Genomic DNA, 22,361 nt, shown 5'->3' on the forward strand with positions numbered 1-22,361 from the left:
GGCTATTCCACCCCGATGAGCAGTGGGGCGGACCAGCGGCCGCCCTGGTAGGTGACGGTGTCCACGGCGAGGTGGCCGTGCTGGACGTACGCCTCCAGGCGCTCGGCCAGCTCGTCCGGCACCTCGGGGCCCAGGACGAGGGTGACCAGTTCGCCGCCCGATCCGAGCATGCGGGCCAGGACGGCCTCGGCGGTCTCGGCCAGGCCCGTGCCGATGACGGCCACGTCGCCGTCGATGAGCCCGAGCACGTCGCCGGCCTGGCAGATGCCGGCCGAGGTGAAGGACTGCCGTTCGGCGACGGCGAGTTCGCCGTAGCGGGTGGCTCCGGCGGCCGCCGTCATGGCGACCACGTCCTCGTCGAAGGTGCCTTCCGGGTCGTGCACGGCGAGCGCGGCCAGGCCCTGGACCTCGGAACGGGTGGGGATCACTGCGACCCGTACGCCTTCGGCGCGCGCCTGCCGGGCGGCGGCCGCGGCGACCGCGCGCAGTTCGGCGCCGTTCGGGAGCAGGACGACCTCGCGGGCGTGCGCCTCGCGGATGGCGTCGGCCAGTTCGGCGACGGCCGGCGGTTCCCCGGGCCGGGCGAGCAGGGTGGTGGCGCCCGCCTCTCCGCAGAGCCCGGCCAGCCCCTCGCCCTGGACCACGGCGACGACCGCGCGCTGGGAGCGCTCGCCGCGGGCCCGGCGGCGTTCGTCGCCGAAGTGCGTGATGCGGATCCGGTACGGCCGCCCGGCGACCACGGCGGCCTCCACGGCCGCGCCGGGGTCGTCGACGTGGACGTGGACGTTCCACAGCCCGTCGCCGCCGACCACCACGAGGGAGTCACCGAGGGCGTCGAGCCGGGTGCGCAGCCGGTCGACCTCCGTCTCGGCGGCCTCCAGCAGGTAGATCACCTCGTAGGCGGGTCCGCCGTCCCGCTCCTCCTCGGCGCAGGGCTCCGGCGGCCTCGGTACGGGCACGGCCCGGCCGCGTACCGGTTCGGGCGCGGGCTCCCGCCCGGACAGCGCCTGCCACAGGGCCCCGAGTACGGCGACCAGTCCGCAGCCCCCGGCGTCGACCACTCCGGCCCGCCCGAGCGCGGCCAGCTGCCCCGGGGTTTCGGCGAGGGCCGCGCGGGCTCCGTCGTAGGCGGCCCCGGCCACGTCGGCGGCGGTCCCGGCGGCCCGGGCGGCAGTTTCGGCGGCCCGGGCGGCGGCGGTGGCGACGGTGAGCATGGTGCCCTCCACCGGGTGCGCGACGGCCCGGTAGGCCTCCTCGGCGGCCCGGGTCAGCGCCTGCGCGAGCAGCCGCGCGGGGTCGCGCCCCTCGGGCCCGCCGGGTCCGTCGGGCTCCTCGCCGAGTACGTCGGCCACTCCGCGCAGCAGCTGCGCGAGGATCGTCCCGGAGTTGCCCCGGGCGCCTATCAGGGCGCCGTGCGCGAAGGCCCGTACGGCCTCGGGGAGGGAGGTTCCGGCTGTGCCGTCGGTCACTCCGGCGAGGAGGTCCCCGAGCTCGCGGTCGGCCGATTCGGCGGTCAGGTAGAGGTTGGTGCCGGTGTCCGCGTCGGCGACGGGATAGACGTTGATCGCGTCGATGTCCTCGCGGGCCCGGCCCAGTGCGGCCAGGGCCAGCGAGCTCCAGGTGCGTACCGCTTCGGCGGTCAGGGGGTACGGCTGAGGCTGGTGCGCCACCGGGCGTTCCTCCTTGTGCGGGCCAGGGTTCACCGCAGGGTAACGAAGGACTGCCGGGCCGACGGGACCCCGGGGCGGGGGCGGCCGTGGACATGGTAGTTTTCTTGGACCGAGGCAGGCGTTGTATGCTGCTCCGGTTGCCCGATGAGAGTCGGGCCATTCCCCCCGGCAAACCACTTCAGATCCCTGATACCGGTGCGCCGGGATTCACTGTAAGTGCATCTGAAGTCTTTGGAGTGACCTGTGGCTGCCAACTGCGACGTTTGCGCCAAGGGGCCGAGCTTCGGCAACAGCATTTCCCACTCGCACCGCCGCACCTCGCGTCGCTGGAACCCGAACATCCAGCGCGTCCGTGCCGTGGTCAATGGGACGCCGAAGCGCCTCAACGCCTGCACCTCGTGCATCAAGGCCGGCAAGGTCTCGCGCTGACGCCTTCCGTCGTAGCGCAGCCCTTTCCGGTTGCTGAGAAGGCCGGTCCACCTGGTGGACCGGCCTCTTGCTTTGCCTGATCGAACAAGATCAAACCTGTAGGGCCTGCTCCGTCCCGTGAATCCGCGGGACGGAGCAGGCCCTACAGGCGTTTCGGCCCGGGCGCTTCGGGCCGGGCGCTTCGGCGCGCGCGTTTCAGCGCCACCGCCACGCGTGGTCCACCGGTCCGATGCCCGCGCCCAGGGCGAACCCGGCGGCGATGGCGCCGGTGACGTACTCCTTGGCCTCGGTGACGGCCTCCGGGACGGTCCTACCCTTGGCCAGGCCCGCCGCGATCGCGCTGGCGAGCGTGCAGCCGGTGCCGTGGGTGTGCCGGTTGTCGTGGCGGGGGGCGCGCAGCCAGCGTTCGTCGGTGCCGTCCGTCAGGAGGTCCACGGCCTCGTCCCCGTGGGCGGCGAGGTGGCCGCCCTTGATCAGCGCCCAGGCGGGCCCGTACGCGAGGACCGCGTCGGCGGCCCGGCGCATGTCGTCCTCGGTCTCCACGACGACTCCGGTGAGCTGGGTCACCTCGTCCAGGTTCGGGGTGGCGACCGTGGCCCGGGGCAGCAGTTCTCCCCGTACGGCGTCCAGCGCGGTGGCGGCGAGGAGCGCGTCCCCGTGCTTGGAGACGCCGACCGGGTCCACGACGGCCGGGGCGGCGGTGGCGGCGAGCAGCTCGGCCACGGTCTCCACGAGGGCGGCGGAGGACAGCATTCCCGTTTTCACGGCCTGGACGCCGATATCGTCCACCACGGCCCTGTACTGGCCCTTCACGGCCTCCGCGGGCAGTTCCCAGACGCCTTTGACGCCCAGCGAGTTCTGCGCGGTCACAGCGGTCACCACGCTCATCCCGTGGACCCCGAGCGCCAGCATGGTCTTGAGGTCGGCCTGGATGCCGGCGCCGCCGCCGGAGTCGGATCCGGCGACGGTCAGGCACAGCGGCGGATGCGCGCGGGGTATGTGGGGTCCGCTCATCGCGGGACGTCCTCCGCGGCCGTGTCGCCGCCGAAGTGGTCCCATCCGCCGGTGGAGGCCCAGGGGGCGCCGTCGACGGTCACCTGGGGCAGCGCGGAGCGGTTCTGGACCTCGCCGATGACCTTCCAGCGGGCCGGGAGCTTCACGTCCGGCGGGAAGGTGGCGACGATCGCGTGGTCCTCTCCCCCGGTGAGGACCCACTGGAGCGGGTCCACGCCGACGGCCTGGCCGATGTCGTGCATCTGCGTCGGGATGTCGACGGCCGCCGAGCGCAGGTCGATCCGTACCTTGCTGGCCTCGGCGATGTGCCCGAGGTCGGCGATCAGGCCGTCGCTGACGTCGGTCATGGCGGTGGCGCCGAGTCCGGCGGCCGCGGGGCCCGCGTGGTAGGGCGGCTCGGGGCGCCGGTGGGCCTCGACGAAGGCCCGCGGCGAGCGGAAGCCCCGCGAGAGCACGGCGAAGCCCGCCGCGGACCAGCCGAGCCAGCCGGTCACGGCCACGACGTCGCCGGGCTGGGCGCCGGAGCGCAGCACGGGTTCGTGGTTGCGCAGGTCGCCGAGGGCCGTGATGGCCACGGTGATGATGTCGCCGCGGACCACGTCGCCGCCGACCACGGCCGCACCGGCGACCTGGCATTCGTCGCGGATGCCGTCCATCAGCTCGGTGGGCCAGGTGGCCGGCAGCTCCGCCGGGACGACGAGGCCGAGCAGCAGCGCCGTCGGCACCGCGCCCATGGCGGCGATGTCCGCGAGGTTCTGTGCGGCGGCCTTGCGGCCGACGTCGTAGGCCGTGGACCAGTCGCGCCGGAAGTGCCTGCCCTCCAGCAGGATGTCCGTGCTCGCCACGACCCGCCGGTCGGGGGCCGACACCACCGCGGCGTCGTCGCCGGGGCCGACCCGGACCGCCGGGGTGGTGGTGAGCCGTGAGGTGAGCTCCCGAATGAGCCCGAACTCCCCCAGCTCGCCCACAGTGCCCTTCATCGCTGTGCCCCTTCTTGCCCAGTCCGCTTGCGGTCGCGAGCCGTCACAGCTCTGGGTACCGTCAACAGATACGTCAACTTCTGCTCTCCGTACGCCCCGATCTGCGCGCCGCCGGACCCGCGGGTCTCCCCGCGGCGCTCGGCAACGCGGTACCGTGGCGTCCCTTCTTCCCCGGGCCCACCCGTCATCCCCGGGCCCACCCGAAGGGTAGGGGAAATGATCCTCGTGGCCGCCCTGGAGGTTCCGTGGTACAGGCGTACATCCTCATCCAGACCGAGGTGGGCAAGGCGTCGTTCGTCGCCGAGTCCATCGCGCAGATCGCGGGGGTGATCCAGGCCGAGGACGTGACCGGCCCGTACGACGTGATCGTGCGCGCCCAGGCCGACACCGTGGACGAGCTCGGCCGCATGGTCGTGGCCAAGGTCCAGCAGGTGGAGGGGATCACCCGCACCTTGACCTGCCCGGTCGTCCATCTGTAGCCCCCGTCTACTCTTGGCCGGTGATGTCACGACACCGCCGGCCCTTCTCTCTGCTCGCCGCACTGACCGCGCTGGCCGCCTCGGCGGCCCTCGTGGGCTGTTCCCCGGGTGATTCCGAGGCACGGGTTGATCCGCCGTCCGCTCCGCCCGCCGACGTCGCGGGTCTCTGTGCGGCGCTGCACAAAGAGCTCCCGGAAACGGTGGCCTCGCTGGCCCGGACCCCGGCGCTGCCGGAGTCGGACCTGACCGCCGCGTGGGGTGGCTCGGCGATCGTACTGCGGTGCGGTATCCCCAGGCCCGCCAAGATGCTGGACGACAAGGCGGAGGGCGTCGACGTGAACGGTGTCGGCTGGCTCCTGGAAAAGCTGGACGACGGCGGCTTCCGGTTCACCACCGGGAGTCGGCTGGCGTACACGGAGGTCCGGGTCGACAAGGAGCATGCCACGGATGCGGGGATGCTGGTGGGCCTGTCCGCCTCGATCGCCAAGACCGTTCCGGTGGGCGTCTCCTCGTACTGACCCCCGTACCGGCCCTCTCGTCGGCCTCCCCGGCCCGCCCGCGCGGAAGAGGACCGCCCGCCGCCCTCCTCGTGCGAGGGGCGGCGGGCGGTCCTCTTCCGCGTACGGAGCTTCGTGGCGGGGTTCGCTACGGGGTCAGCGCAGTCCGGTGGAGCGGCGCAGGGCGGCCTGGATCAGGCGGTCCACCAGCTCCGGGTACTCGATGCCCGACTCCTGCCACATCCGCGGGTACATGGAGATCGGGGTGAAGCCCGGCATCGTGTTGATCTCGTTGATGACGAACTCGCCGTTCTCGGTGAGGAAGAAGTCGGCGCGCACCAGGCCCTCGCAGGACGCGGCGTCGAAGGCCTCGATCGCGAGCTTCCGGACTTCGGCGGTCTGCTCCGGGGTGAGCGGGGCGGGCACGAGTCCGGAGGCGGAGTCGATGTACTTGGCCTCGAAGTCGTAGAAGTCGTGGCTGGAGACCGGCGGGATCTCGGCGGGCACGCTCGCGCGCGGACCGTCCTCGAACTCCAGGACCCCGACCTCGATCTCGCGGCCGCGCAGCAGCGCCTCCACGATGATCTTCGGGTCGTGGCGGCGGGCCTCGCGGATCGCGGCGTCCAGGGCGGAGGGCTCGTCGACCTTGGTGATGCCGATCGAGGATCCGGCGCGGGCGGGCTTGATGAACAGCGGCCAGCCGTGCTCGCCGGCGAAGTCCGCGATCCGGGCGAGGGCGCCCTCGCGGTCGTTCTCCCACTCGCGGGGGCGGATGGTCACGTACGGGCCGACGCGCAGCCCGAAGGACGTGAAGACCCGCTTCATGTAGTCCTTGTCCTGGCCGACGGCCGAGGCGAGGACGCCCGAGCCGACGTACGGGATGCCGGAGAGCTCCAGGAGGCCCTGGAGGGTGCCGTCCTCGCCGTACGGGCCGTGCAGGACGGGGAAGACCACGTCGACCTCGCCCAGCGCCTTGGGGACGGCGCCCGGCTCGGTGTAGACGACCTCGCGGCTGGCCGGGTCGACGGAGAGCACGACGGCGCCGTCCTCGGATTCGGCGAGCTGCCCCACGTTGGGGAGCTCGCCGCCGGAGATGGCCATCCGGGCGGGCTCGTCGGCGGTCAGCGCCCACCGGCCGTCCGTGGTGATGCCGATGGGCAGCACCTCGTACTTGGAGCGGTCGATGGAGCGCAGGACGGCGCCCGCGGTGACGACCGAAATGGCGTGTTCCGAGCTGCGGCCGCCGAACACGACGGCCACGCGGGGCTTGCGGCCCTGCTGCTCAGGGGTCTGGGGGAGGTTCTCGCTGCTCATATCGCCACGAGGGTACCCGCTCACGCGTCCGGAAAGCAGTCAGCGCCGTTCCGGTTTGGCGCTGCGTCCCATGAGTTCCTTGAGCGCGACCAGGGTGGGCTTGCCGTGGTGGACGATGTCGACGACCGTGTCGGTGATCGGCATGTCCACTCCGTGGCGGCGGGCCAGATCGGCCACGGACTGGCAGGACTTGACGCCTTCGGCGGTCTGCTTGGTGACCGCGATGGTCTCCTCCAGGGTCATCCCGCGGCCCAGGTTGGTGCCGAAGGTGTGGTTCCTGGAGAGCGGCGAGGAGCAGGTGGCGACGAGGTCGCCGAGGCCCGCGAGGCCGGAGAAGGTGAGCGGATCGGCGCCCATCGCCAGGCCCAGGCGGGTGGCTTCGGCGAGGCCGCGGGTGATGAGCGAGCCCTTGGTGTTGTCGCCGAGGCCCATGCCGTCCGCGATGCCGACGGCGAGGCCGATGACGTTCTTGACGGCGCCGCCGAGCTCGCAGCCGATGACGTCGGTGCTCGTGTACGGGCGGAAGTACGGGGTGTGGCAGGCGGCCTGGAGGCGCTGGGCGGCGGCCTCGTCCACGCAGGCGACCACGGAGGCGGCGGGCTGCCGGGCCGCGATCTCGGCGGCCAGGTTGGGGCCGGTGACGATCGCGATGCGCTCGGCGGGGACCTTGGCCACCTCTTCGATGACCTCGCTCATCCGCTTGGCGGTGCCGAGTTCGACGCCCTTCATCAGGGAGACGAGCACGGTCTCGGGTGCCAGCAGCGGGGCCCAGGCGGCGAGGTTGCCGCGCAGGGTCTGCGAGGGGACGGCGAGGACCGTGAAGTCGGCGCCGGCCGCGGCCTCGGCCGGGTCGGTGGTGGCGCGGATGTTCGCGGGGAGTTCGACGTCGGGGAAATAGTCCGGGTTGGTCCGGCCGCTGTTGATGGCGTCGACGAGCTCTTGGCGGCGGCCCCAGAGGACCACCTCGCAGCCGGCGTCGGCGAGGACCATGGCGAAGGCCGTGCCCCAGGAGCCGGTTCCGAATACGGCTGCCTTCACGGGACGTGTCACTTGTTGCCCTCCCCTGCGGCCTTGCGCCGCTGCTGAGCCCTGGCGTTGCGATGGTCGTACGGCTGCGCGGGCGCGCTCTCGCCCCGCAGTTCCTCCAGCAGCCCGGTGATGGCCGCCATGATGACCTCGGTGACCTCCCTGAGCACGTCCGGGGTGGGTTCCCGGTCGTAGTACGCGGAGAGGTCCACGGGCGGTCCGGCGAGGACCTGGAGGGTTTTGCGCGGGAACAGGTTGACCTTGTTCTCCTTGGCGTAGGGCGGCATCGCGAGATTCGCGCCCCACTGGGCCACCGGAATGACGGGGGCCCTCGTCATCAGTGCCACGCGGGCGGCGCCGGTCTTGCCGGCCATCGGCCACATGTCGGGGTCCCGCGTGAGGGTGCCTTCCGGGTAAAAGGCCACGCATTCGCCGCGCTCGATCGCGTCCACGGCGGCCCGGAATGCGTCCAGGGCGTTGGTGGACTCCCGGTAGACCGGGATCTGGCCGGAGCCGCGCAGGATCGCTCCGACAATCGGGACCTCGAAGAGGGCCGCCTTGCCGAGCAATCGGGGCACCCTGCCGGTGTTGTACTGGAAGTGCGCGTAGGACAGCGGGTCCAGATACGAGTTGTGATTGACGGCGGTGATAAATCCGCCCTCGGTCGGAATGTGTTCCATTCCCCGCCAGTCCCGCCTGAAGAGCACTACCAGCGGCGGTTTCGCGATGGCCGCCGCAAGGCGGTACCAGAAGCCGATTCTGCGGCGGGACACTCGGACACCTTCCTCTAGGACCGGTGTGCGGCTGGGGCACCTCGGGGCCGGACAAGTGTGGCCCCGGGTCCGGTCTCTGTCGAGAACACCGTACGCCCCGGACACCCGGACCAGGCCCCGGGTGGCCCGGCATGAGGTGACAATGGGGCTCCGCATGACCTGGTCATGACCCGCACATGGTCTGAGCGGCGCGCGAGCGTGCCGGAGGGAAGGGGTCCGTCACGAACGCCGTCTGGAGTCTGGTCGTCCCGCTGAAGCCGCTCGCGGTGGCCAAGAGCCGCCTCGCGCCGGCCGTCGGAGGGTCCCGGCCGGGGCTCGCCCTGGCGTTCGCGCTGGACACCGTCGCAGGGGCGCTGGCCTGCGCGGCGGTCGCGGATGTGGTGGTCGTCACGGACGATCCGGCGGCCGGTGCGGAACTGGCGCGACTGGGGGCCCGGATCGTGCCGGACTCCCCGGCGGCCGGGCTCAACGCGGCGCTGGCCCACGGGGCGCGGGAGATACGGGCGGGCAGGCCCGGGGCGGCGGTGGCCGCGATGAACGCGGATCTGCCGGCGCTGCGGCCACCCGAATTGCTACGCGTGCTCGAAACCGCTTCGGCATTTCCCCGGGCATTTCTGGCGGATGCGGCGGGAATCGGGACGACCCTGCTTTCCGCTGCTCCGGACGTGGAATTGGCGCCCTCGTTCGGTGGTCCCTCACGGGCCCGGCATTCGGCCTCGGGCGCGGTGGAAATGGCCCTCGCCGGCGTCGAGAGCATCCGCCGGGACGTGGACACGGGGGCGGATCTGCGCAGGGTCCTGGCCCTTGGCGTGGGGCGCCATACAGCCCGATACAGTGCCCGTATGCAGGCGACCGCGTACACGTACGACACCCAGACCCGCAGCGGCAGTGTGCTGCTGGACGACGGCACCCCGGTGCCCTTCGAGGCCCCGGCGTTCGACGCGGGCGGCCTGCGGCTGCTGCGTCCCGGGCAGCGGGTCCGGATCGAGACGGACGGCGAGGGCGCGGGCCTGCGGATCACCCTGGTCACGCTGCAGACCTTCTGACGACGGGCACCCCACCAGGGCGTTCCCACGCACCGCGGGCCGGTTTCCCCACCGTGGGGAAACCGGCCCGGCGTGTGTGACTCGTTGCCCTACTTGGTCTTGCGGGCGGTGGTCTTCTTCGCGGTGGCCTTGCGCGTCGCCGTCTTCTTGGCGGGCGCCTTCGTCGCCGCGGTGGCCTTCTTGGCCGCCGGGGCGGTCTTCTTCGCGGTGGCGGTGGTCTTCTTCGCCGTCGCCGCGGCCTTCTTGACCGTGGCCTTCTTCGCCGCGGGTGCCGCCTTCTTCGCCACGGCGGTCTTGGCGACCGTCTTCTTGGCGGTGGCGGTGACCTTCTTGGCCGTGGTCTTCTTCGCGACCGTGGTCTTGGCGGCGGCAGCGGCCTTCTTGGCGGGTGCGGCCTTCTTCGCGGCGGCCTTCTTGACCGTCGCCGAAGCGCCACCGGTGAGGCTGCCCTTGGGCGCCTTCTTCACCGATACCTCGCCGCCCTTGGGGAGCTTCTTGGTGCCGCTGACCAGGTCCTTGAAGCCCTGACCCGCACGGAAGCGGGGAACAGAGGTCTTCTTGACCCGGACGCGCTCACCCGTCTGGGGGTTACGGGCATAGCGGGCCGGGCGGTCGACCTTCTCGAACGAGCCGAAGCCCGTGACCGAGACCCGGTCGCCCCCGACGGTCGCGCGGACGATGGCGTCCAGTACCGCGTCGACGGCGTCCGCGGCCTGCTGACGGCCGCCCAGCTTGTCGGCAATCGCTTCTACGAGCTGCGCCTTGTTCAACGTCTTCCCCTTCGGAGACTTCGCCAGAACGAATGTGTTCAAGCTTATTTCGCACGTTAGGCGGATATATACCGCAAATCAAACACGAAACGGGCTTATCACCCTAGTGCCGCAACGTTGTAGGCCGTTACGGAGTTCCTTCGCATCAGTCGCCTTCAGGGAATCGACCCTCGTCGAGGTCCTTCATCAACCTGTCCAGGCGCCTTGCCGCGTCGGCGAGATCGTGCTTCGCCACGGCGGTGACGACCAACAGCTTCCGGGACAGCGCCATCCTTACGCCCTCCGGGACTTGCAGTGTGCGCACCCTTGTGTGTGCTTCTTTCAATCGGTCGGCGACAAGTCCGTAGAGCTCAAGTTGACTGTCGCGTTCCATGCACAGATTGTGCCATCTGGGGCGAGTTGTCGCCTCACGGGGCCTCAACACACGACTGTGCCCCCTGCCGGATGGCAGGGGGCACAGTGTTGCCTATGTGATCACCCTAAGGCGAATAAGCGCTGCTCAGGCCGGAATCACGCCTGAATCGTGCGCGGCTTGAAGGCCGGTCGGACGCTTTCGTACGTGGCGATGTCCGCTTCGTTCTGAAGGGTGAGCGAGATGTCGTCCAGCCCCTCCAGCAGCCGCCAGCGGGCGTTGTCGTCGAGTTCGAACTCCGCGACGACGCCTTCCGCTCGGACCTGGCGGTCGACCAGGTCGACCGTGATCTCGGCGGTGGGGTCGGCCTCGGTCAGCTTCCACAGCTGCTCGACGGTCTCCTGCGGCAGGACCACGGTCAGCAGACCGTTCTTCAGCGAGTTGCCGCGGAAGATGTCGGCGAAGCGGGAGGAGATGACCGTCTTGAAGCCGAAGTTCTGCAGGGCCCAGACGGCGTGCTCGCGCGAGGAACCGGTGCCGAAGTCGGGACCGGCGACCAGGACGGTCGCACCGGCGCGCTCGGGGCGGTTGGTGATGAACTCCGGGTCCTTGCGCCAGGCCTCGAAGAGCCCGTCCTCGAAACCGTCGCGCGTGATCTTCTTCAGCCAGTGGGCCGGGATGATCTGGTCGGTGTCGACGTTGCTGCGGCGCAGCGGGACGGCCCGGCCGGTGTGGGTGGTGAAGGCTTCCATCGTTCTCAGACTCCGGCGGTCGCGTTGGCGTCGGACAGGTCGGCGGGCGAGGCCAGGTGGCCCAGCACGGCGGTGGCGGCAGCCACCTGCGGGGAGACCAGGTGGGTGCGCCCGCCCTTGCCCTGCCGGCCCTCGAAGTTGCGGTTGGAGGTGGACGCGGAGCGCTCACCGGGCGCCAGTTGGTCGGGGTTCATGCCCAGACACATCGAGCAGCCCGCGTGCCGCCATTCGGCGCCGGCCTCCTTGAAGACCTTGTCCAGGCCCTCCGACACGGCCTGCAGGGCGACGCGGACCGAGCCCGGGACGACCAGCATCCGTACGCCTTCGGCGACTTTGCGGCCCTCGATGATCCCGGCGACGGCGCGCAGGTCCTCGATGCGGCCGTTGGTGCAGGAACCTACGAAGACGGTGTCGACCTTGATGTCGCGCAGCGGCTGTCCGGCGGTCAACCCCATGTACTCCAGGGCCTTTTCGGCGGCGTTGCGCTCCGAAGCGTCCTCGTACGAAGCCGGGTCGGGGACGTTCGCCGACAGGGGCGCGCCCTGGCCGGGGTTGGTGCCCCAGGTGACGAACGGCGACAGCGTGGTGCCGTCGATGACCACCTCGGCGTCGAAGACGGCGTCGTCGTCGGTGCGCAGGGTCTTCCAGTACGCGACCGCCGCGTCCCAGTCCTCGCCCGCAGGGGCGTGGTCGCGGCCCTCGAGGTAGTCGAAGGTGGTCTGGTCGGGGGCGATCATGCCCGCGCGGGCGCCGGCCTCGATCGACATGTTGCAGATGGTCATGCGGGCTTCCATCGACAGCTGCTCGACGGCCTCGCCGCGGTACTCCAGGATGTAGCCCTGGCCGCCGCCGGTGCCGATCTTGGCGATGATCGCCAGGATCAGGTCCTTGGCGGTGACGCCCTCGGCCAGCGCGCCGGTGACGGTGATCGCCATCGTCTTGGGGCGGGCCAGCGGCAGCGTCTGGGTCGCCAGCACGTGCTCGACCTGGCTGGTGCCGATGCCGAACGCCAGCGCGCCGAAGGCGCCGTGCGTGGAGGTGTGCGAGTCACCACAGACCACCGTGGTGCCCGGCTGGGTCAGACCCAGCTGCGGTCCCACGACGTGGACGACACCCTGCTCGACGTCGCCCAGCGAGTGCAGGCGCACGCCGAACTCGGCGCAGTTCGCCCGCAGCGTCTCCAGCTGGGCCCGGGAGACCGGGTCCGCGATCGGCTTGTCGATGTCGATGGTGGGGGTGTTGTGGTCCTCGGTCGCGATGGTGAGGTCGAGGCGTCGGACCTTGCGGCCGGCCTGGCGCAGCCCTTCGAAGGCCTGCGGGCTGGTCACCTCGTGCAGCAGGTGCAGATCGATGAAGAGGAGGTCGGGCTCGCCTTCGGCGCGCCGGACGACATGGTCGTCCCAGACCTTCTCCGCGAGTGTCCTACCCATCGCTTTCCCTCCGGCCGGCCGGTTGTGCCGGCGCTTGATAGAGATCTTGTGCGCCTGATCGCCCGTACCCCACGTCCCGGACGACGGCTCGGACCCAGTGGTTCGTGGACCCGCACATACAGACTCGCTGGTTCTTGGAAAAATTGAACTTGCGTTTCACAGTGTGAGACGCGAATATCGTTTCATGGACAACTCTAGCGGCGTCGGCGTTCTCGACAAGGCAGCTCTGGTATTGAGCGCACTGGAGTCCGGTCCGGCCACCCTCGCCGGGCTGGTCGCGGCGACAGGGCTCGCACGACCCACGGCACATCGCCTTGCCGTGGCACTGGAACACCACCGGATGGTGGCGAGGGACATGCAGGGCCGGTTCATCCTCGGACCGCGGCTGGCGGAGCTCGCCGCCGCGGCCGGCGAGGACCGCCTGCTGGCCACGGCCGGACCGGTGCTCACCCACCTCCGGGACGTGACGGGAGAGAGCGCGCAGCTCTACCGGCGTCAGGGCGACATGCGTATCTGCGTGGCAGCCGCCGAGCGGCTGTCGGGCCTGCGGGACACCGTCCCGGTGGGCTCCACGCTCCCGATGAAGGCCGGCTCGGCCGCGCAGATCCTGATGGCCTGGGAGGAGCCCGAGCGGCTCCACCGCGGCCTGCAGGGCGCGCGCTTCACGGCGACGGCGCTCTCGGGCGTACGGCGTCGCGGCTGGGCGCAGTCGATCGGCGAGCGGGAGCCCGGCGTGGCCTCCGTCTCGGCGCCGGTGCGCGGCCCCTCGAACCGCGTGGTGGCCTCCGTATCGGTCTCCGGGCCGATCGAGCGCCTGACCCGTCACCCGGGGCGCATGCACGCCCAGGCCGTCATCGACGCGGCCGCCCGACTGACCGAGGCCCTGCGCCGCTCCAGCTGATCCCTTACCCCCGTCCCTCCGGGCCCGGAGGCGCGTGAGACGCCGCACACGTCCACACACGCGCCGCCGGGCCCGTACTTCTCGGCCCGGCGTCCACCAAGTCCGGAAACAGCGAAGAGGCCCTCCGCGATGAACGCGGAGGGCCTCTTCTGTGCGTACCCCCGACCGGATTCGAACCGGCGCTACCGCCTTGAGAGGGCGGCGTGCTAGGCCGCTACACAACGGGGGCTAGCTGTTACTGCGGTACTGCGCTGGGCTACCAGGACTCGAACCTAGAATAAGAGAACCAGAAACTCTCGTGTTGCCAATTACACTATAGCCCAAAGGTCTAGACCAGCTAGACACCGTACCCCCGACCGGATTCGAACCGGCGCTACCGCCTTGAGAGGGCGGCGTGCTAGGCCGCTACACAACGGGGGCCCTAGCGATCCTGCATCAAAACATCCGGGTGCGACCCTGGAGATCTCGCGGGAAGGATCTGTACCCCCGACCGGATTCGAACCGGCGCTACCGCCTTGAGAGGGCGGCGTGCTAGGCCGCTACACAACGGGGGCAAGCACTGCGTCACTGCTGAACTGCGCTGGGCTACCAGGACTCGAACCTAGAATAAGGGAACCAGAAACCCTCGTGTTGCCAATTACACTATAGCCCACCAAAACTCAAGACCCTGAGGGACTTTCGTTCGGTTAGCGCCTCCGGCCCGGCCTTTCGGCCCGCTCGGGCGGCGCAGAAAGAACATTACCGGATGCCTGACCGTGCTCCAAAACGGGTATCCCCGGCCAGCACCTGCGGGAGCCGGTCGAGTCCGGCGATCCGGTGCACGCCCTCCGGTCCGGGGCCGCGCGATCCGTCACGGTCGAGCCACACGGCCGTCAGACCGGCGTCACGGGCACCCCGCGCGTCGATCTCGGGCTGGTCTCCGACGTAGACCACTTCCCCCGGCTCCAGCCCCATCTCGGCGCACGCGGCGAGGAAGGCGCCGGCCTCGGGCTTGCTGACGCCCAGCTCCACGGCGCACACCAGGACCTCGAAGCGGTCGCGCAGGCCGAGGTGGCGCAGCTTGGGGTCCTGGTTGGCCACGGAGGAGTTGGAGAGCACCCCGTGGCGGTAGTCGCCGGCCAGGACGTCCAGGACGGGCACCACGTCGGGGAACAGCTCCCAGGCGGCCCTGTAGTGCTCCACGTACCGCTCGAACCAGTCGTCGGCCTGTGCGTCGGTCATGGCGGGCCGCCCGAGGAACTCCCGCACCCGGTCCCGGCGCTGCCCCTGGAAGGTGCCCCCACCTGCCGCGAACCGCTCCCAGTGCCGGTCGGTGATCCGCCGCCACAGCGCGAGCGCCTCGGCCGGAGCCCCGTACCGCTCCGCGAGCCCCTCGGCGACCAGGTGCGCCGCGAGCCCGGCCCGGTCGGCCCCGGTGTAGTCGAAAAGGGTGTCGTCGATGTCCCACAGCACCGCACGGATCGCCATACGGCCGACCCTACGCGGAACGCCCCGGGGGCGGCAGCCCTTTGCAGAGCTGCCGCCCCCGGGGGACGTACGGACGGTTCTCAGGCGGCGCCCAGCTTCGCCAGGGTCGCGTCGATGCGGGACAGGGAGCGGTCCTTGCCCAGGATTTCGAGGGACTCGAAGAGCGGGAGGCCGATCGTGCGGCCGGTGACGGCCACGCGGACCGGGGCCTGGGCCTTGCCGAGCTTGAGGCCGTGGGCCTCGCCGGCGGTCAGGACGGCCTGCTTGAGGGACTCGGGGTCCGACCAGTCGGCGGCGGCCAGGTTCTCGCGGGCCGTGGTGAGCAGGGCCGCGGGCTCGCCCTTCATCGCCTTGTCCCACGAGGCCTGGTCCTCGACCGGCTCCTTCAGGAACAGGAAGTCGACGTTGGCCGTGATGTCCGAGAGGACCGTGAGCCGGGTCTGGGCGTACGGCGCGATGCGCTCCCAGGCGGCGGTGTCGAAGTCCTCGGGCGCCCAGTTGGCGTGCGGGGCCTGGAGCCACGGGGCGCAGCGGTCCGCGAAGACCTTCGGGTCGAGCAGCCGGATGTGGTCGGCGTTGATCGACTCGGCCTTCTTGAGGTCGAAGCGCGCCGGGTTGGCGTTGACGTCCGGGATGTCGAACTTCTCCACCATCTCCTCGATCGAGAAGATGTCCTGGTCCTTGGAGAAGGACCAGCCGAGCAGCGAGAGGTAGTTCAGCAGGCCCTCGGGGAGGAAGCCGCGCTCGCGGTACAGGTTGAGCGAGGCCTCGGGGTCGCGCTTGGAGAGCTTCTTGTTGCCCTCGCCCATCACGTACGGCAGGTGGCCGAAGGCCGGCACCGCCTTGGCGATGCCGAGCTCGATCAGGGCCCCGTAGAGCGCGATCTGGCGCGGGGTGGAGGACAGCAGGTCCTCGCCGCGCAGGACGTGGGTGATCTCCATCAGCGCGTCGTCGACCGGGTTGACGAGCGTGTAGAGCGGGGCGCCGTTGGCCCGGACGATGCCGAAGTCCGGCACGTTGTCGGGCGTGAAGGTCAGCTCGCCGCGGACCAGGTCCGTGAAGGTGATCGGCTCGTCGGGCATCCGGAAGCGGACGATCGAAGTGCGGCCCTCGGCCTCGTACGCGGCCTTCTGCTCGTCCGAGAGCTCGCGGCAGGTGCCGTCGTAGCCGGAGGGCTTGCCGGCCGCGCGGGCCGCGTCGCGGCGGGCGTCCAGCTCCTCGGTGGTGCAGTAGCAGTGGTAGGCGTAGCCGCCGTCCTGGAGCTTCTGCGCGACGTCCTTGTAGATGTCCATGCGCTCGGACTGGCGGTACGGGGCGTGCGGGCCGCCGACCTCGGGACCCTCGTCCCAGGTGAAGCCGAGCCAGCGCAGCGAGTCGAGCAGCTGGCCGTAGGACTCCTCGGAGTCGCGGGCCGCGTCGGTGTCCTCGATGCGGAAGACGAACGTACCGCCGTGGTGGCGGGCGAACGCCCAGTTGAAGAGGGCCGTGCGGACCAGACCCACGTGGGGGTTGCCGGTCGGGGACGGACAGAAACGTACGCGGGGGGTCGCGTTAGCCACGCTTGATCACCTTGTTGGTGAGAGTGCCGATGCCTTCGATGGTGACGGCGACCTCGTCGCCGACGTTCAGGGGGCCGACTCCGGCCGGGGTCCCCGTGAGGATGACGTCGCCCGGGAGCAGCGTCATGGCCTCGGTGATGTGCACGATGAGGTCCTCGATGGAGCGGACCATCTCGCTGGTGCGGCCGAGCTGGCGCTGTTCGCCGTTGACGGTGCACTGGATGGTCAGGTCGCTCGGGTCCAGATCGGTCTCGATCCACGGGCCGAGGGGGCAGGAGCTGTCGAAGCCCTTGGCGCGGGCCCACTGCTTCTCACGCTGCTGGACGTCGCGCGCGGTGACGTCGTTGGCGCAGGTGTAGCCGAGGATGACGTCCTTGACGCGCTCGCGCGGGACCTCGCGGCACATGCGGCCGATGACCACGGCGAGCTCCGCCTCGTGGTGGAGGTCCTGGGAGAAGGACGGGTACGCGATCGGGTCGCCCGAGCCGATCACCGAGGTGGAGGGCTTGAAGAAGGTGATCGGGGCGTCCGGGACCTCATGGCCGAGCTCCGCCGCGTGCTCCGCGTAGTTGCGGCCGATGGCCACGACCTTGTTCGGGAGCACGGGCGGCAGCAGCCGGACCTTGTTCAGCGGGACCTTCGTGCCCGAGAGCTCGAAGTCCGCGAACGGGATGCCCTTGATGATGTCGAGGACGAGCTCACCTTCGGCGCCGAGGGCAGTACTGCCCTCGACCGCGCCGAACGCGACATTGCCGTCGATGGAGAACCTGGCGATGCGCACGTGTTGCGTCTGCCCCTCTGTATTTCCGCTGGCTGGAGTCTGCGGACTCCAGGCTAACGCGGTGGGGGCCGACGCCTCGCGCGGCTTTCGCCGGACACTCCCGTTGCCGGGCCCCTCTTACTGGGCGGCGGCGACCGGTGCGTCCATGAGGACGGTGCGGCGCGGGTTCGCGGTCTGGCCCGGCAGCTCGACGGTGTGCTCCGGGACCGGCGCGGTCTGCAGCTCCTCGGCGTCCTTGAGGTGCGCGAGGGTGGTGCGGCGCGGGTTGGCTATGTTGCGGAACATCATCGTCGTCTTCATCGGAGTGCGAAGCCCTCGGCTCACTAGGTCGGATGGTGGCGGCGGGTGCCGCCGGGATGCCTTCGGAGTGCCGCTTGTCGCTCGCGGCAAGCCTGTAAAGCTCAAGGCTAAACATCTGAATCCCCCGCCGAACCGGGAAGTAATGGCCACGGCTATGTGAGTTTGCTCACCAGTGACCAGGCATTACGGGCATAACGGGCAGTCGATTCCGTCCCACAAAGCGGACATTGCGCCACTGAATGCGCCATTCCGCTCCTGATCATCGCGACTGGGACAGCTTGCCAGGCGCGGGGTTTGGGCGGCGTAAGTCCGATTCCATATGAATTGGCCCGCACGTCGGGTAGTGCATGCGTCACCCGACGTGACCGACTGTCCAGGCGGGGACTCGCACCTTGTTGGAGATCCGCCTCTGTGCTGGAATTCGCGGGACCGCCGCGGGAATCAGCCGGCGCGCAGGTGGCGCGACACAGCGCCGAGCGCGGCGGCAACGGAGAGGGAGACGCGCCGGTCACCGACGACCACCATGGGGCGCATTGCCCCACGACTCGACACCGTCCCACCGGTCGCCCGGCGGGACGCCTGGTCCAGAGGTTGCGACGCTAGTGCAGGGACGATTCAAGAGGGATGACAAGGGGTCTCCCCAGGCCCGTCAGGGCCGTGGGGACGCCGCGCCGGAGCAGGACCCGCGCGGCGGGACCGACCGTGGCTCCTCGCCCCAGCACGCCCAGAACCGCGGGCCGGCTGTCGAGAGCGGGGGCCCCGACGGCTCCGCCGCGGTGAAGCCGAAGGGCCGCGCCAAGCCCAAGGGCGGCTCCAAGGCCGACGACGAGTCGGGCAGCCGCGACGTCGCGATACCCCAGGCCCCCCGTGGCTCCGGTTCCCGTCTGGCCATGCAGAACTGGCGCATCAGCACGCGACTGGTGTCGCTGCTGACCCTGCCGGTCGTCGCCGCCACCACCCTCGGTGGCTTCCGCATCAACGACTCGCTCAACGACATCGCGCAGCTGGAGCACATGCAGCTGCTGACGACGATGACGCGTCAGGCCACCAACCTGGCCGCCATGCTCCAGGCCGAGCGCGACAACTCCGCCGGTCCGCTGTCCGTCGACAAGTCGGGCAAGCCCAGCACCCTCGTCCAGGGCGTCCGCGACTCGACCGACTCCGCCGTCCGCGCCTTCGCCGCCGCGACCGACAAGGTCGACGTCGCGGAGGGCAACGACGAGACGCTCCGGTCGATCCGCAACAACATCCTGCAGATCGCACACGGGCTCAACAACCTCGAAGAGATCCGCAAGAACGCGTACCAGAACGGTGCCCAGCAGACCGTCACCGAGTACAACGCGCTGGTCGTCTCGCTGCTCTCGCTCTCGCAGGACATGGCCCAGGCCACCTCGAACCCCGAGATGATCAAGCGCACCCGCGCGCTGGCCGCGTTCTCCTCCGCCAAGGAGTACGCCTCGATCCAGCGCGCGATCATCGCGGCCGCGCTCCCCGCGGACCCGGCCCTGGCCGGCAACCTCACCGAGAACGACCGCCTCTACGCCCGCTCCGCCCAGAGCAGCGAGGAGCAGGCGCGCAAGACCTTCGAGCTCGTCTACCAGGGCAAGCCCGAGGAGCTCCTCGCGGCGCTCGGCGACGGCAACCAGGAAATCGCCACCGCCGACCACTACGCCCGCCGCGTCCTGGGCAACAAGGACCAGTTCGCCAAGGAGAAGAACCGGTCCTGGATGGACTGGTACGACGCGGACGACACCAAGCTCCAGGCCATGAAGGTCATCGAGCTCACCCTGCTCGAGGACATGGAGCAGAAGGCCCGCGAGCTCAAGAACGAGTCGCAGCGCGACGCCCTCATCAACGGTGCGCTGATCCTCCTCGTCCTCGGTGTCTCCCTCGTCGGCGCCTTCGTCATGGCCCGCTCGATGATCCGCTCCCTGCGCCGCCTCCAGGACACCGCGACCCGCGTCGCCCAGGACCGGCTGCCCGAGCTCGTCAAGCAGCTGTCGGAGTCCGACCCGCAGGACGTGGACACGACGGTGGAGTCCGTCGGTCTGCACACCCGCGACGAGATCGGCCAGGTGGCCGCGGCCTTCGACGACGTGCACCGCGAGGCCGTCCGCCTCGCCGCCGAGCAGGCCCTCCTGCGAGGCAACGTCAACGCGATGTTCACCAACCTCTCGCGCCGTTCGCAGGGCCTCATCCAGCGCCAGCTCTCGCTCATCTCCGAGCTGGAGTCGCGCGAGGCCGACCCGGACCAGCTGTCCTCGCTCTTCAAGCTCGACCACCTCGCGACCCGCATGCGCCGTAACGGCGAAAACCTCCTCGTCCTCGCGGGCGAGGAGCCGGGCCGCCGGTGGACCCGCCCCGTCCCGCTCGTCGACGTGCTCCGCGCCGCCGCGTCCGAGGTGGAGCAGTACGAGCGCATCGAACTCTCGTCGGTGCCCGGCACCGACGTGGCCGGCCGCGTCGTCAACGACCTCGTGCACCTGCTCGCCGAGCTGCTGGAGAACGCCACCTCGTTCTCCTCCCCGCAGACCAAGGTCAAGGTCACCGGTCACGCGCTGCCCGACGGCCGCGTGCTCGTCGAGATCCACGACACCGGCATCGGCCTCTCCCCCGAGGACCTCGCCGCGATCAACGAGCGGCTCGCTTCGCCGCCCACCGTGGACGTCTCGGTCTCCCGCCGCATGGGTCTGTTCGTGGTCGGCCGCCTGTCCCTGCGACACGGCATCCGCATCCAGCTCCGCCCCTCCGACTCGGGCGGTACGACGGCCCTCGTCATGCTCCCGGTGGACGTCGCCCAGGGCGGCAAGAAGCCGGCTCCGATGCCCGGTCAGGGCGGTCAGGGTTCTCCCGGCGCCCCCGGTCAGGGCGGTCCCGGCGCGCAGGCGCAGGGCTCGATCCCCGCTCCCGGCGCGCGTCCCCCCGTGGGCGCCGCCCCGCAGCGCGGCCAGGTTTCCGCCGCCAACCAGCGCGCGGCCCTGCCGGGCCGCGACGGTGGCCCCGCCGGCCAGCCCCAGGGCCCCGGCCCGCAGGGCGGACGGCCGCAGCAGCAGGGTCCCGGCGGCCAGACGCAGAGCGCCTTCGGTTCGGGTGCTCCGCTGCCGGGCCGCGGCCCGGTCTCGGGTCCCGGCGGCCCGGGCGGGTTCGGCGGTCCGCAGGCCCGTCCGGTCGGCGCCCCCACGGCGTCCGGTCCCGGCGGCTTCCCGCAGGGCAACGGCTTCGAGCGCCCGCAGCAGCCCCAGCAGGCGCAGCCCCAGCAGCCGGCCCCCCAGCAGCCGGCCCCGCAGCAGCAGGGTCAGCCGCAGGCCGGCGGCCCGGCCGCGCGCGGCCCCAGGCCGCAGCTTCCGCCGCGCGGTGGCGCACCCCGTCCGGAGCTTCCGGGCACGGGCGGCGGACCCGCCGCGATACCCCAGACCACCACGTGGGGCGCGGACCAGCGCGGGCACGACGTACCGCGCGGCCACGACGAGCTGTCGGGCCCCGGTTCCACGTCCGAGTTCCCCCGCCCCGACTTCAACGCCCCGGCCCCGCAGGCCGGCGGCCGCGACAACGGCACCACGGGCCAGTTCGCCCGCCCCGAGTACGGTGACCCGGCCTCCACCGGCCAGTTCGCCCGCCAGGACTTCGGCGACCCGGCCTCCACGGGGCAGTTCGCCCGCCAGGACTTCCAGGCCCAGCGGCCCGGCGGCCCCGGTGTCGGCGGCTACGTCCCGCCCGGCCAGGCTCCGCAGCCCCAGGGCAACTACGCCCCCGTACCGACTCCGCGCGCGGAGGCTCCGCGGCTGCCGCAGGCGTCCCGTCCGGAGGCGCTGCCCCCGGCCGGTCCGGGCACCGGCGAGGCCCGCAGCCCGATCTTCGACACGCTGGAGTCGAACTGGTTCCGCCAGGAAGCCGGCCAGCCCCCGGCGCAGGCACCGGCGGTGCCCCAGCAGGCGCAGCAGTCCGCCCCGGCGGCTCCGGCTCCGGCCGCCCCGCAGCGCCCGCAGCAGCACCAGCTGCCGCAGCGCGGCCAGGAGCAGGCTCCGGCCGAGTCCGCGCAGACGGCCACCGGCGCCGTGCCGACCGTGAGCTGGCGCTCCTCGCCGAACGACGAGCTGATGCGGCAGGCCGAGCGCGTGCGCCAGCCCGCCGCCGGCGGCATCACCACGTCGGGTCTGCCCCGCCGGGTCCCGCGGGCAAACCTCGTGGCCGGCACCGCGCAGCAGCAGGCCGAAGCGCAGGCCGGCCCCCAGGTCTCGCGATCCCCGGACGACGTCCGCGGCCGTCTCACCAACCTCCGACGCGGTATCCAGCAGGGTCGGCAGGCCGGCACCACCGGCCCGGCCACCGGCAATTACCACATCGACCCCACTTACCAGCAGGAGCGATAGTTGAGTTCGATGAGCCAGGCGGCACAAAACCTGAACTGGTTGATCACGAACTTCGTGGACAACACCCCCGGGGTGTCCCACACCGTGGTGGTCTCCGCCGACGGCCTCCTTCTGGCGATGTCCGAAGGTTTCCCCCGCGACCGGGCCGACCAGCTCGCCGCGGTGGCCTCCGGGCTGACCTCCCTCACCGCGGGCGCGTCCCGCATCTTCGAGGGCGGCGCCGTCAACCAGACGGTGGTGGAGATGGACCGCGGGTTCCTCTTCCTGATGTCCGTCTCCGACGGATCCTCGCTGGCCGTACTGGCGCACCCCGAGTGCGACATCGGCCTGGTGGGTTACGAGATGGCCCTCCTCGTGGACCGCGCCGGCAGCGTCCTCACCCCGGACCTGCGCGCGGAACTGCAGGGAAGCCTGCTCATCTGACTGCCGCTCTCCCGGCCGGACGGTACTG

20 protein-coding genes, 5 tRNA genes and 1 pseudogene are annotated in these 22,361 nt (G+C 71.1%); 7 read left to right on the forward strand and 19 right to left on the reverse strand.

Annotated elements, in window-relative coordinates; translation table 11 throughout:
* Window positions 1–2 precede the first annotated feature (2 nt).
* Window positions 3–1,670 (reverse strand): DAK2 domain-containing protein, encoded by a 1,668-nt coding sequence (locus tag ACE1OC_RS12280; protein WP_407837054.1) that lies wholly within the window; start codon window positions 1,668–1,670, stop codon window positions 3–5.
* Window positions 1,671–1,913: 243 nt separating this feature from the next.
* Between ACE1OC_RS12280 and rpmB the strand changes: the two genes are divergently transcribed.
* A complete protein-coding gene (rpmB, locus tag ACE1OC_RS12285; RefSeq protein ID WP_073911113.1) occupies window positions 1,914–2,099 on the forward strand; it encodes a 50S ribosomal protein L28 in 186 nt (61 codons plus the stop codon).
* A gap of 195 nt (window positions 2,100–2,294) precedes the next feature.
* Here rpmB and thiD read toward each other — a convergent pair whose 3' ends face one another.
* Window positions 2,295–3,113: a bifunctional hydroxymethylpyrimidine kinase/phosphomethylpyrimidine kinase gene (gene thiD, locus ACE1OC_RS12290; RefSeq protein ID WP_407837055.1), complete on the reverse strand. Its 819-nt coding sequence runs from the start codon at window positions 3,111–3,113 to the stop codon at window positions 2,295–2,297.
* Complete coding sequence (locus ACE1OC_RS12295; RefSeq protein WP_407837056.1) at window positions 3,110–4,093, reverse strand: thiamine-phosphate kinase; 984 nt, start codon at window positions 4,091–4,093, stop codon at window positions 3,110–3,112. Before ACE1OC_RS12295 ends, thiD begins: the two co-directional genes overlap by 4 nt.
* Window positions 4,094–4,338: 245 nt before the next feature.
* Between ACE1OC_RS12295 and ACE1OC_RS12300 the strand changes: the two genes are divergently transcribed.
* Together ACE1OC_RS12300 and ACE1OC_RS12305 are read left to right on the forward strand one after the other, a co-directional pair.
* Window positions 4,339–4,572, forward strand: coding sequence for an Lrp/AsnC ligand binding domain-containing protein (locus ACE1OC_RS12300; protein ID WP_214947835.1), 234 nt, complete (start codon window positions 4,339–4,341; stop codon window positions 4,570–4,572).
* Window positions 4,573–4,595: 23 nt separating this feature from the next.
* The gene (locus tag ACE1OC_RS12305) at window positions 4,596–5,090 is read left to right on the forward strand and encodes a DUF3515 domain-containing protein (protein ID WP_407837057.1); all 495 of its coding nucleotides are present in this window, start codon (window positions 4,596–4,598) and stop codon (window positions 5,088–5,090) included.
* Between the two features lie 135 nt (window positions 5,091–5,225).
* Here ACE1OC_RS12305 and ACE1OC_RS12310 read toward each other — a convergent pair whose 3' ends face one another.
* From ACE1OC_RS12310 to ACE1OC_RS12320, 3 genes are read right to left on the reverse strand one after another with little or no spacing between them, the layout of a single operon-like run.
* On the reverse strand, window positions 5,226–6,383 hold the full coding sequence (locus ACE1OC_RS12310) for a D-alanine--D-alanine ligase family protein (protein WP_407837058.1): 1,158 nt from the start codon (window positions 6,381–6,383) through the stop codon (window positions 5,226–5,228).
* Window positions 6,384–6,422: 39 nt separating this feature from the next.
* Window positions 6,423–7,433: an NAD(P)H-dependent glycerol-3-phosphate dehydrogenase gene (locus ACE1OC_RS12315; RefSeq protein WP_250743928.1), complete on the reverse strand. Its 1,011-nt coding sequence runs from the start codon at window positions 7,431–7,433 to the stop codon at window positions 6,423–6,425.
* A complete protein-coding gene (locus tag ACE1OC_RS12320; protein WP_407837059.1) occupies window positions 7,430–8,182 on the reverse strand; it encodes a lysophospholipid acyltransferase family protein in 753 nt (250 codons plus the stop codon). Before ACE1OC_RS12320 ends, ACE1OC_RS12315 begins: the two co-directional genes overlap by 4 nt.
* A gap of 239 nt (window positions 8,183–8,421) precedes the next feature.
* Here ACE1OC_RS12320 and cofC point away from each other — a divergent pair.
* Window positions 8,422–9,027: pseudogene (cofC, locus tag ACE1OC_RS12325) on the forward strand (2-phospho-L-lactate guanylyltransferase); the annotation flags it as partial.
* Between the two features lie 290 nt (window positions 9,028–9,317).
* Here cofC and ACE1OC_RS12330 read toward each other — a convergent pair.
* The 4 genes from ACE1OC_RS12330 to leuC all read right to left on the reverse strand — a co-directional run bounded on the left by ACE1OC_RS12330 (window position 9,318) and on the right by leuC (window position 12,532).
* Window positions 9,318–9,998 carry an HU family DNA-binding protein gene (locus ACE1OC_RS12330; protein WP_266881319.1) on the reverse strand — a complete coding sequence of 227 codons (681 nt, stop codon included), beginning with the start codon at window positions 9,996–9,998 and terminating at the stop codon, window positions 9,318–9,320.
* A gap of 145 nt (window positions 9,999–10,143) precedes the next feature.
* Window positions 10,144–10,371, reverse strand: coding sequence for a hypothetical protein (locus tag ACE1OC_RS12335; RefSeq protein ID WP_243337737.1), 228 nt, complete (start codon window positions 10,369–10,371; stop codon window positions 10,144–10,146).
* 137 nt (window positions 10,372–10,508) lie between these two features.
* The gene (leuD, locus tag ACE1OC_RS12340) at window positions 10,509–11,102 is read right to left on the reverse strand and encodes a 3-isopropylmalate dehydratase small subunit (protein WP_243337738.1); all 594 of its coding nucleotides are present in this window, start codon (window positions 11,100–11,102) and stop codon (window positions 10,509–10,511) included.
* 5 nt (window positions 11,103–11,107) lie between these two features.
* A complete protein-coding gene (gene leuC / locus ACE1OC_RS12345) occupies window positions 11,108–12,532 on the reverse strand; it encodes a 3-isopropylmalate dehydratase large subunit (protein ID WP_407837060.1) in 1,425 nt (474 codons plus the stop codon).
* Between the two features lie 184 nt (window positions 12,533–12,716).
* On the opposite strand from leuC, the gene ndgR reads away from it, so the two are divergent.
* Window positions 12,717–13,433: an IclR family transcriptional regulator NdgR gene (ndgR, locus tag ACE1OC_RS12350; RefSeq protein WP_112450208.1), complete on the forward strand. Its 717-nt coding sequence runs from the start codon at window positions 12,717–12,719 to the stop codon at window positions 13,431–13,433.
* Between the two features lie 156 nt (window positions 13,434–13,589).
* Here the strand turns inward: ndgR and ACE1OC_RS12355 are convergent.
* The 9 genes from ACE1OC_RS12355 to ACE1OC_RS12395 all read right to left on the reverse strand — a co-directional run bounded on the left by ACE1OC_RS12355 (window position 13,590) and on the right by ACE1OC_RS12395 (window position 17,540).
* Window positions 13,590–13,662: transfer RNA gene (locus ACE1OC_RS12355), tRNA-Glu, on the reverse strand.
* A gap of 22 nt (window positions 13,663–13,684) precedes the next feature.
* Window positions 13,685–13,756, reverse strand: a tRNA-Gln gene (locus tag ACE1OC_RS12360).
* A 24-nt stretch (window positions 13,757–13,780) separates the two neighbouring features.
* Window positions 13,781–13,853: transfer RNA gene (locus ACE1OC_RS12365), tRNA-Glu, on the reverse strand.
* Between the two features lie 61 nt (window positions 13,854–13,914).
* Window positions 13,915–13,987, reverse strand: a tRNA-Glu gene (locus tag ACE1OC_RS12370).
* Between the two features lie 26 nt (window positions 13,988–14,013).
* Window positions 14,014–14,085: transfer RNA gene (locus ACE1OC_RS12375), tRNA-Gln, on the reverse strand.
* A gap of 86 nt (window positions 14,086–14,171) precedes the next feature.
* Window positions 14,172–14,900 (reverse strand): HAD family hydrolase, encoded by a 729-nt coding sequence (locus ACE1OC_RS12380; protein ID WP_407837061.1) that lies wholly within the window; start codon window positions 14,898–14,900, stop codon window positions 14,172–14,174.
* 80 nt (window positions 14,901–14,980) lie between these two features.
* Entirely contained in the window at window positions 14,981–16,459 is a 1,479-nt protein-coding gene (gltX, locus tag ACE1OC_RS12385; protein WP_407837062.1) for a glutamate--tRNA ligase, read from the reverse strand.
* Entirely contained in the window at window positions 16,452–17,240 is a 789-nt protein-coding gene (locus ACE1OC_RS12390; RefSeq protein WP_407837063.1) for a fumarylacetoacetate hydrolase family protein, read from the reverse strand. Before ACE1OC_RS12390 ends, gltX begins: the two co-directional genes overlap by 8 nt.
* Window positions 17,241–17,357: 117 nt before the next feature.
* Window positions 17,358–17,540, reverse strand: coding sequence for a hypothetical protein (locus ACE1OC_RS12395; RefSeq protein WP_250743937.1), 183 nt, complete (start codon window positions 17,538–17,540; stop codon window positions 17,358–17,360).
* A 602-nt stretch (window positions 17,541–18,142) separates the two neighbouring features.
* Here ACE1OC_RS12395 and ACE1OC_RS12400 point away from each other — a divergent pair.
* On the forward strand, window positions 18,143–21,910 hold the full coding sequence (locus ACE1OC_RS12400) for a nitrate- and nitrite sensing domain-containing protein (RefSeq protein ID WP_407837064.1): 3,768 nt from the start codon (window positions 18,143–18,145) through the stop codon (window positions 21,908–21,910).
* Window positions 21,911–21,919: 9 nt separating this feature from the next.
* Window positions 21,920–22,333 carry a roadblock/LC7 domain-containing protein gene (locus ACE1OC_RS12405; RefSeq protein ID WP_008739864.1) on the forward strand — a complete coding sequence of 138 codons (414 nt, stop codon included), beginning with the start codon at window positions 21,920–21,922 and terminating at the stop codon, window positions 22,331–22,333.
* Window positions 22,334–22,361: the final 28 nt, after the last annotated feature.

This window comes from Streptomyces stoeckheimensis (genome assembly GCF_045822005.1).
GTDB lineage: Bacteria > Actinomycetota > Actinomycetes > Streptomycetales > Streptomycetaceae > Streptomyces > Streptomyces stoeckheimensis.

Bases quoted from the DNA above. Each gene is read 5' to 3' on its own strand.
- ndgR (WP_112450208.1), top strand. From the start codon at position 12,717: ATGGACAACTCTAGCGGCGTCGGCGTTCTCGACAAGGCAGCTCTGGTA.
- leuD (WP_243337738.1), bottom strand. From the start codon at position 11,102: ATGGAAGCCTTCACCACCCACACCGGCCGGGCCGTCCCGCTGCGCCGC.
- ACE1OC_RS12310 (WP_407837058.1), bottom strand. From the start codon at position 6,383: ATGAGCAGCGAGAACCTCCCCCAGACCCCTGAGCAGCAGGGCCGCAAG.
- thiD (WP_407837055.1), bottom strand. From the start codon at position 3,113: ATGAGCGGACCCCACATACCCCGCGCGCATCCGCCGCTGTGCCTGACC.
- ACE1OC_RS12395 (WP_250743937.1), bottom strand. From the start codon at position 17,540: ATGAAGACGACGATGATGTTCCGCAACATAGCCAACCCGCGCCGCACC.
- ACE1OC_RS12335 (WP_243337737.1), bottom strand. From the start codon at position 10,371: ATGGAACGCGACAGTCAACTTGAGCTCTACGGACTTGTCGCCGACCGA.
- ACE1OC_RS12405 (WP_008739864.1), top strand. From the start codon at position 21,920: ATGAGCCAGGCGGCACAAAACCTGAACTGGTTGATCACGAACTTCGTG.
- ACE1OC_RS12305 (WP_407837057.1), top strand. From the start codon at position 4,596: ATGTCACGACACCGCCGGCCCTTCTCTCTGCTCGCCGCACTGACCGCG.
- ACE1OC_RS12295 (WP_407837056.1), bottom strand. From the start codon at position 4,093: ATGAAGGGCACTGTGGGCGAGCTGGGGGAGTTCGGGCTCATTCGGGAG.
- ACE1OC_RS12380 (WP_407837061.1), bottom strand. From the start codon at position 14,900: ATGGCGATCCGTGCGGTGCTGTGGGACATCGACGACACCCTTTTCGAC.
- leuC (WP_407837060.1), bottom strand. From the start codon at position 12,532: ATGGGTAGGACACTCGCGGAGAAGGTCTGGGACGACCATGTCGTCCGG.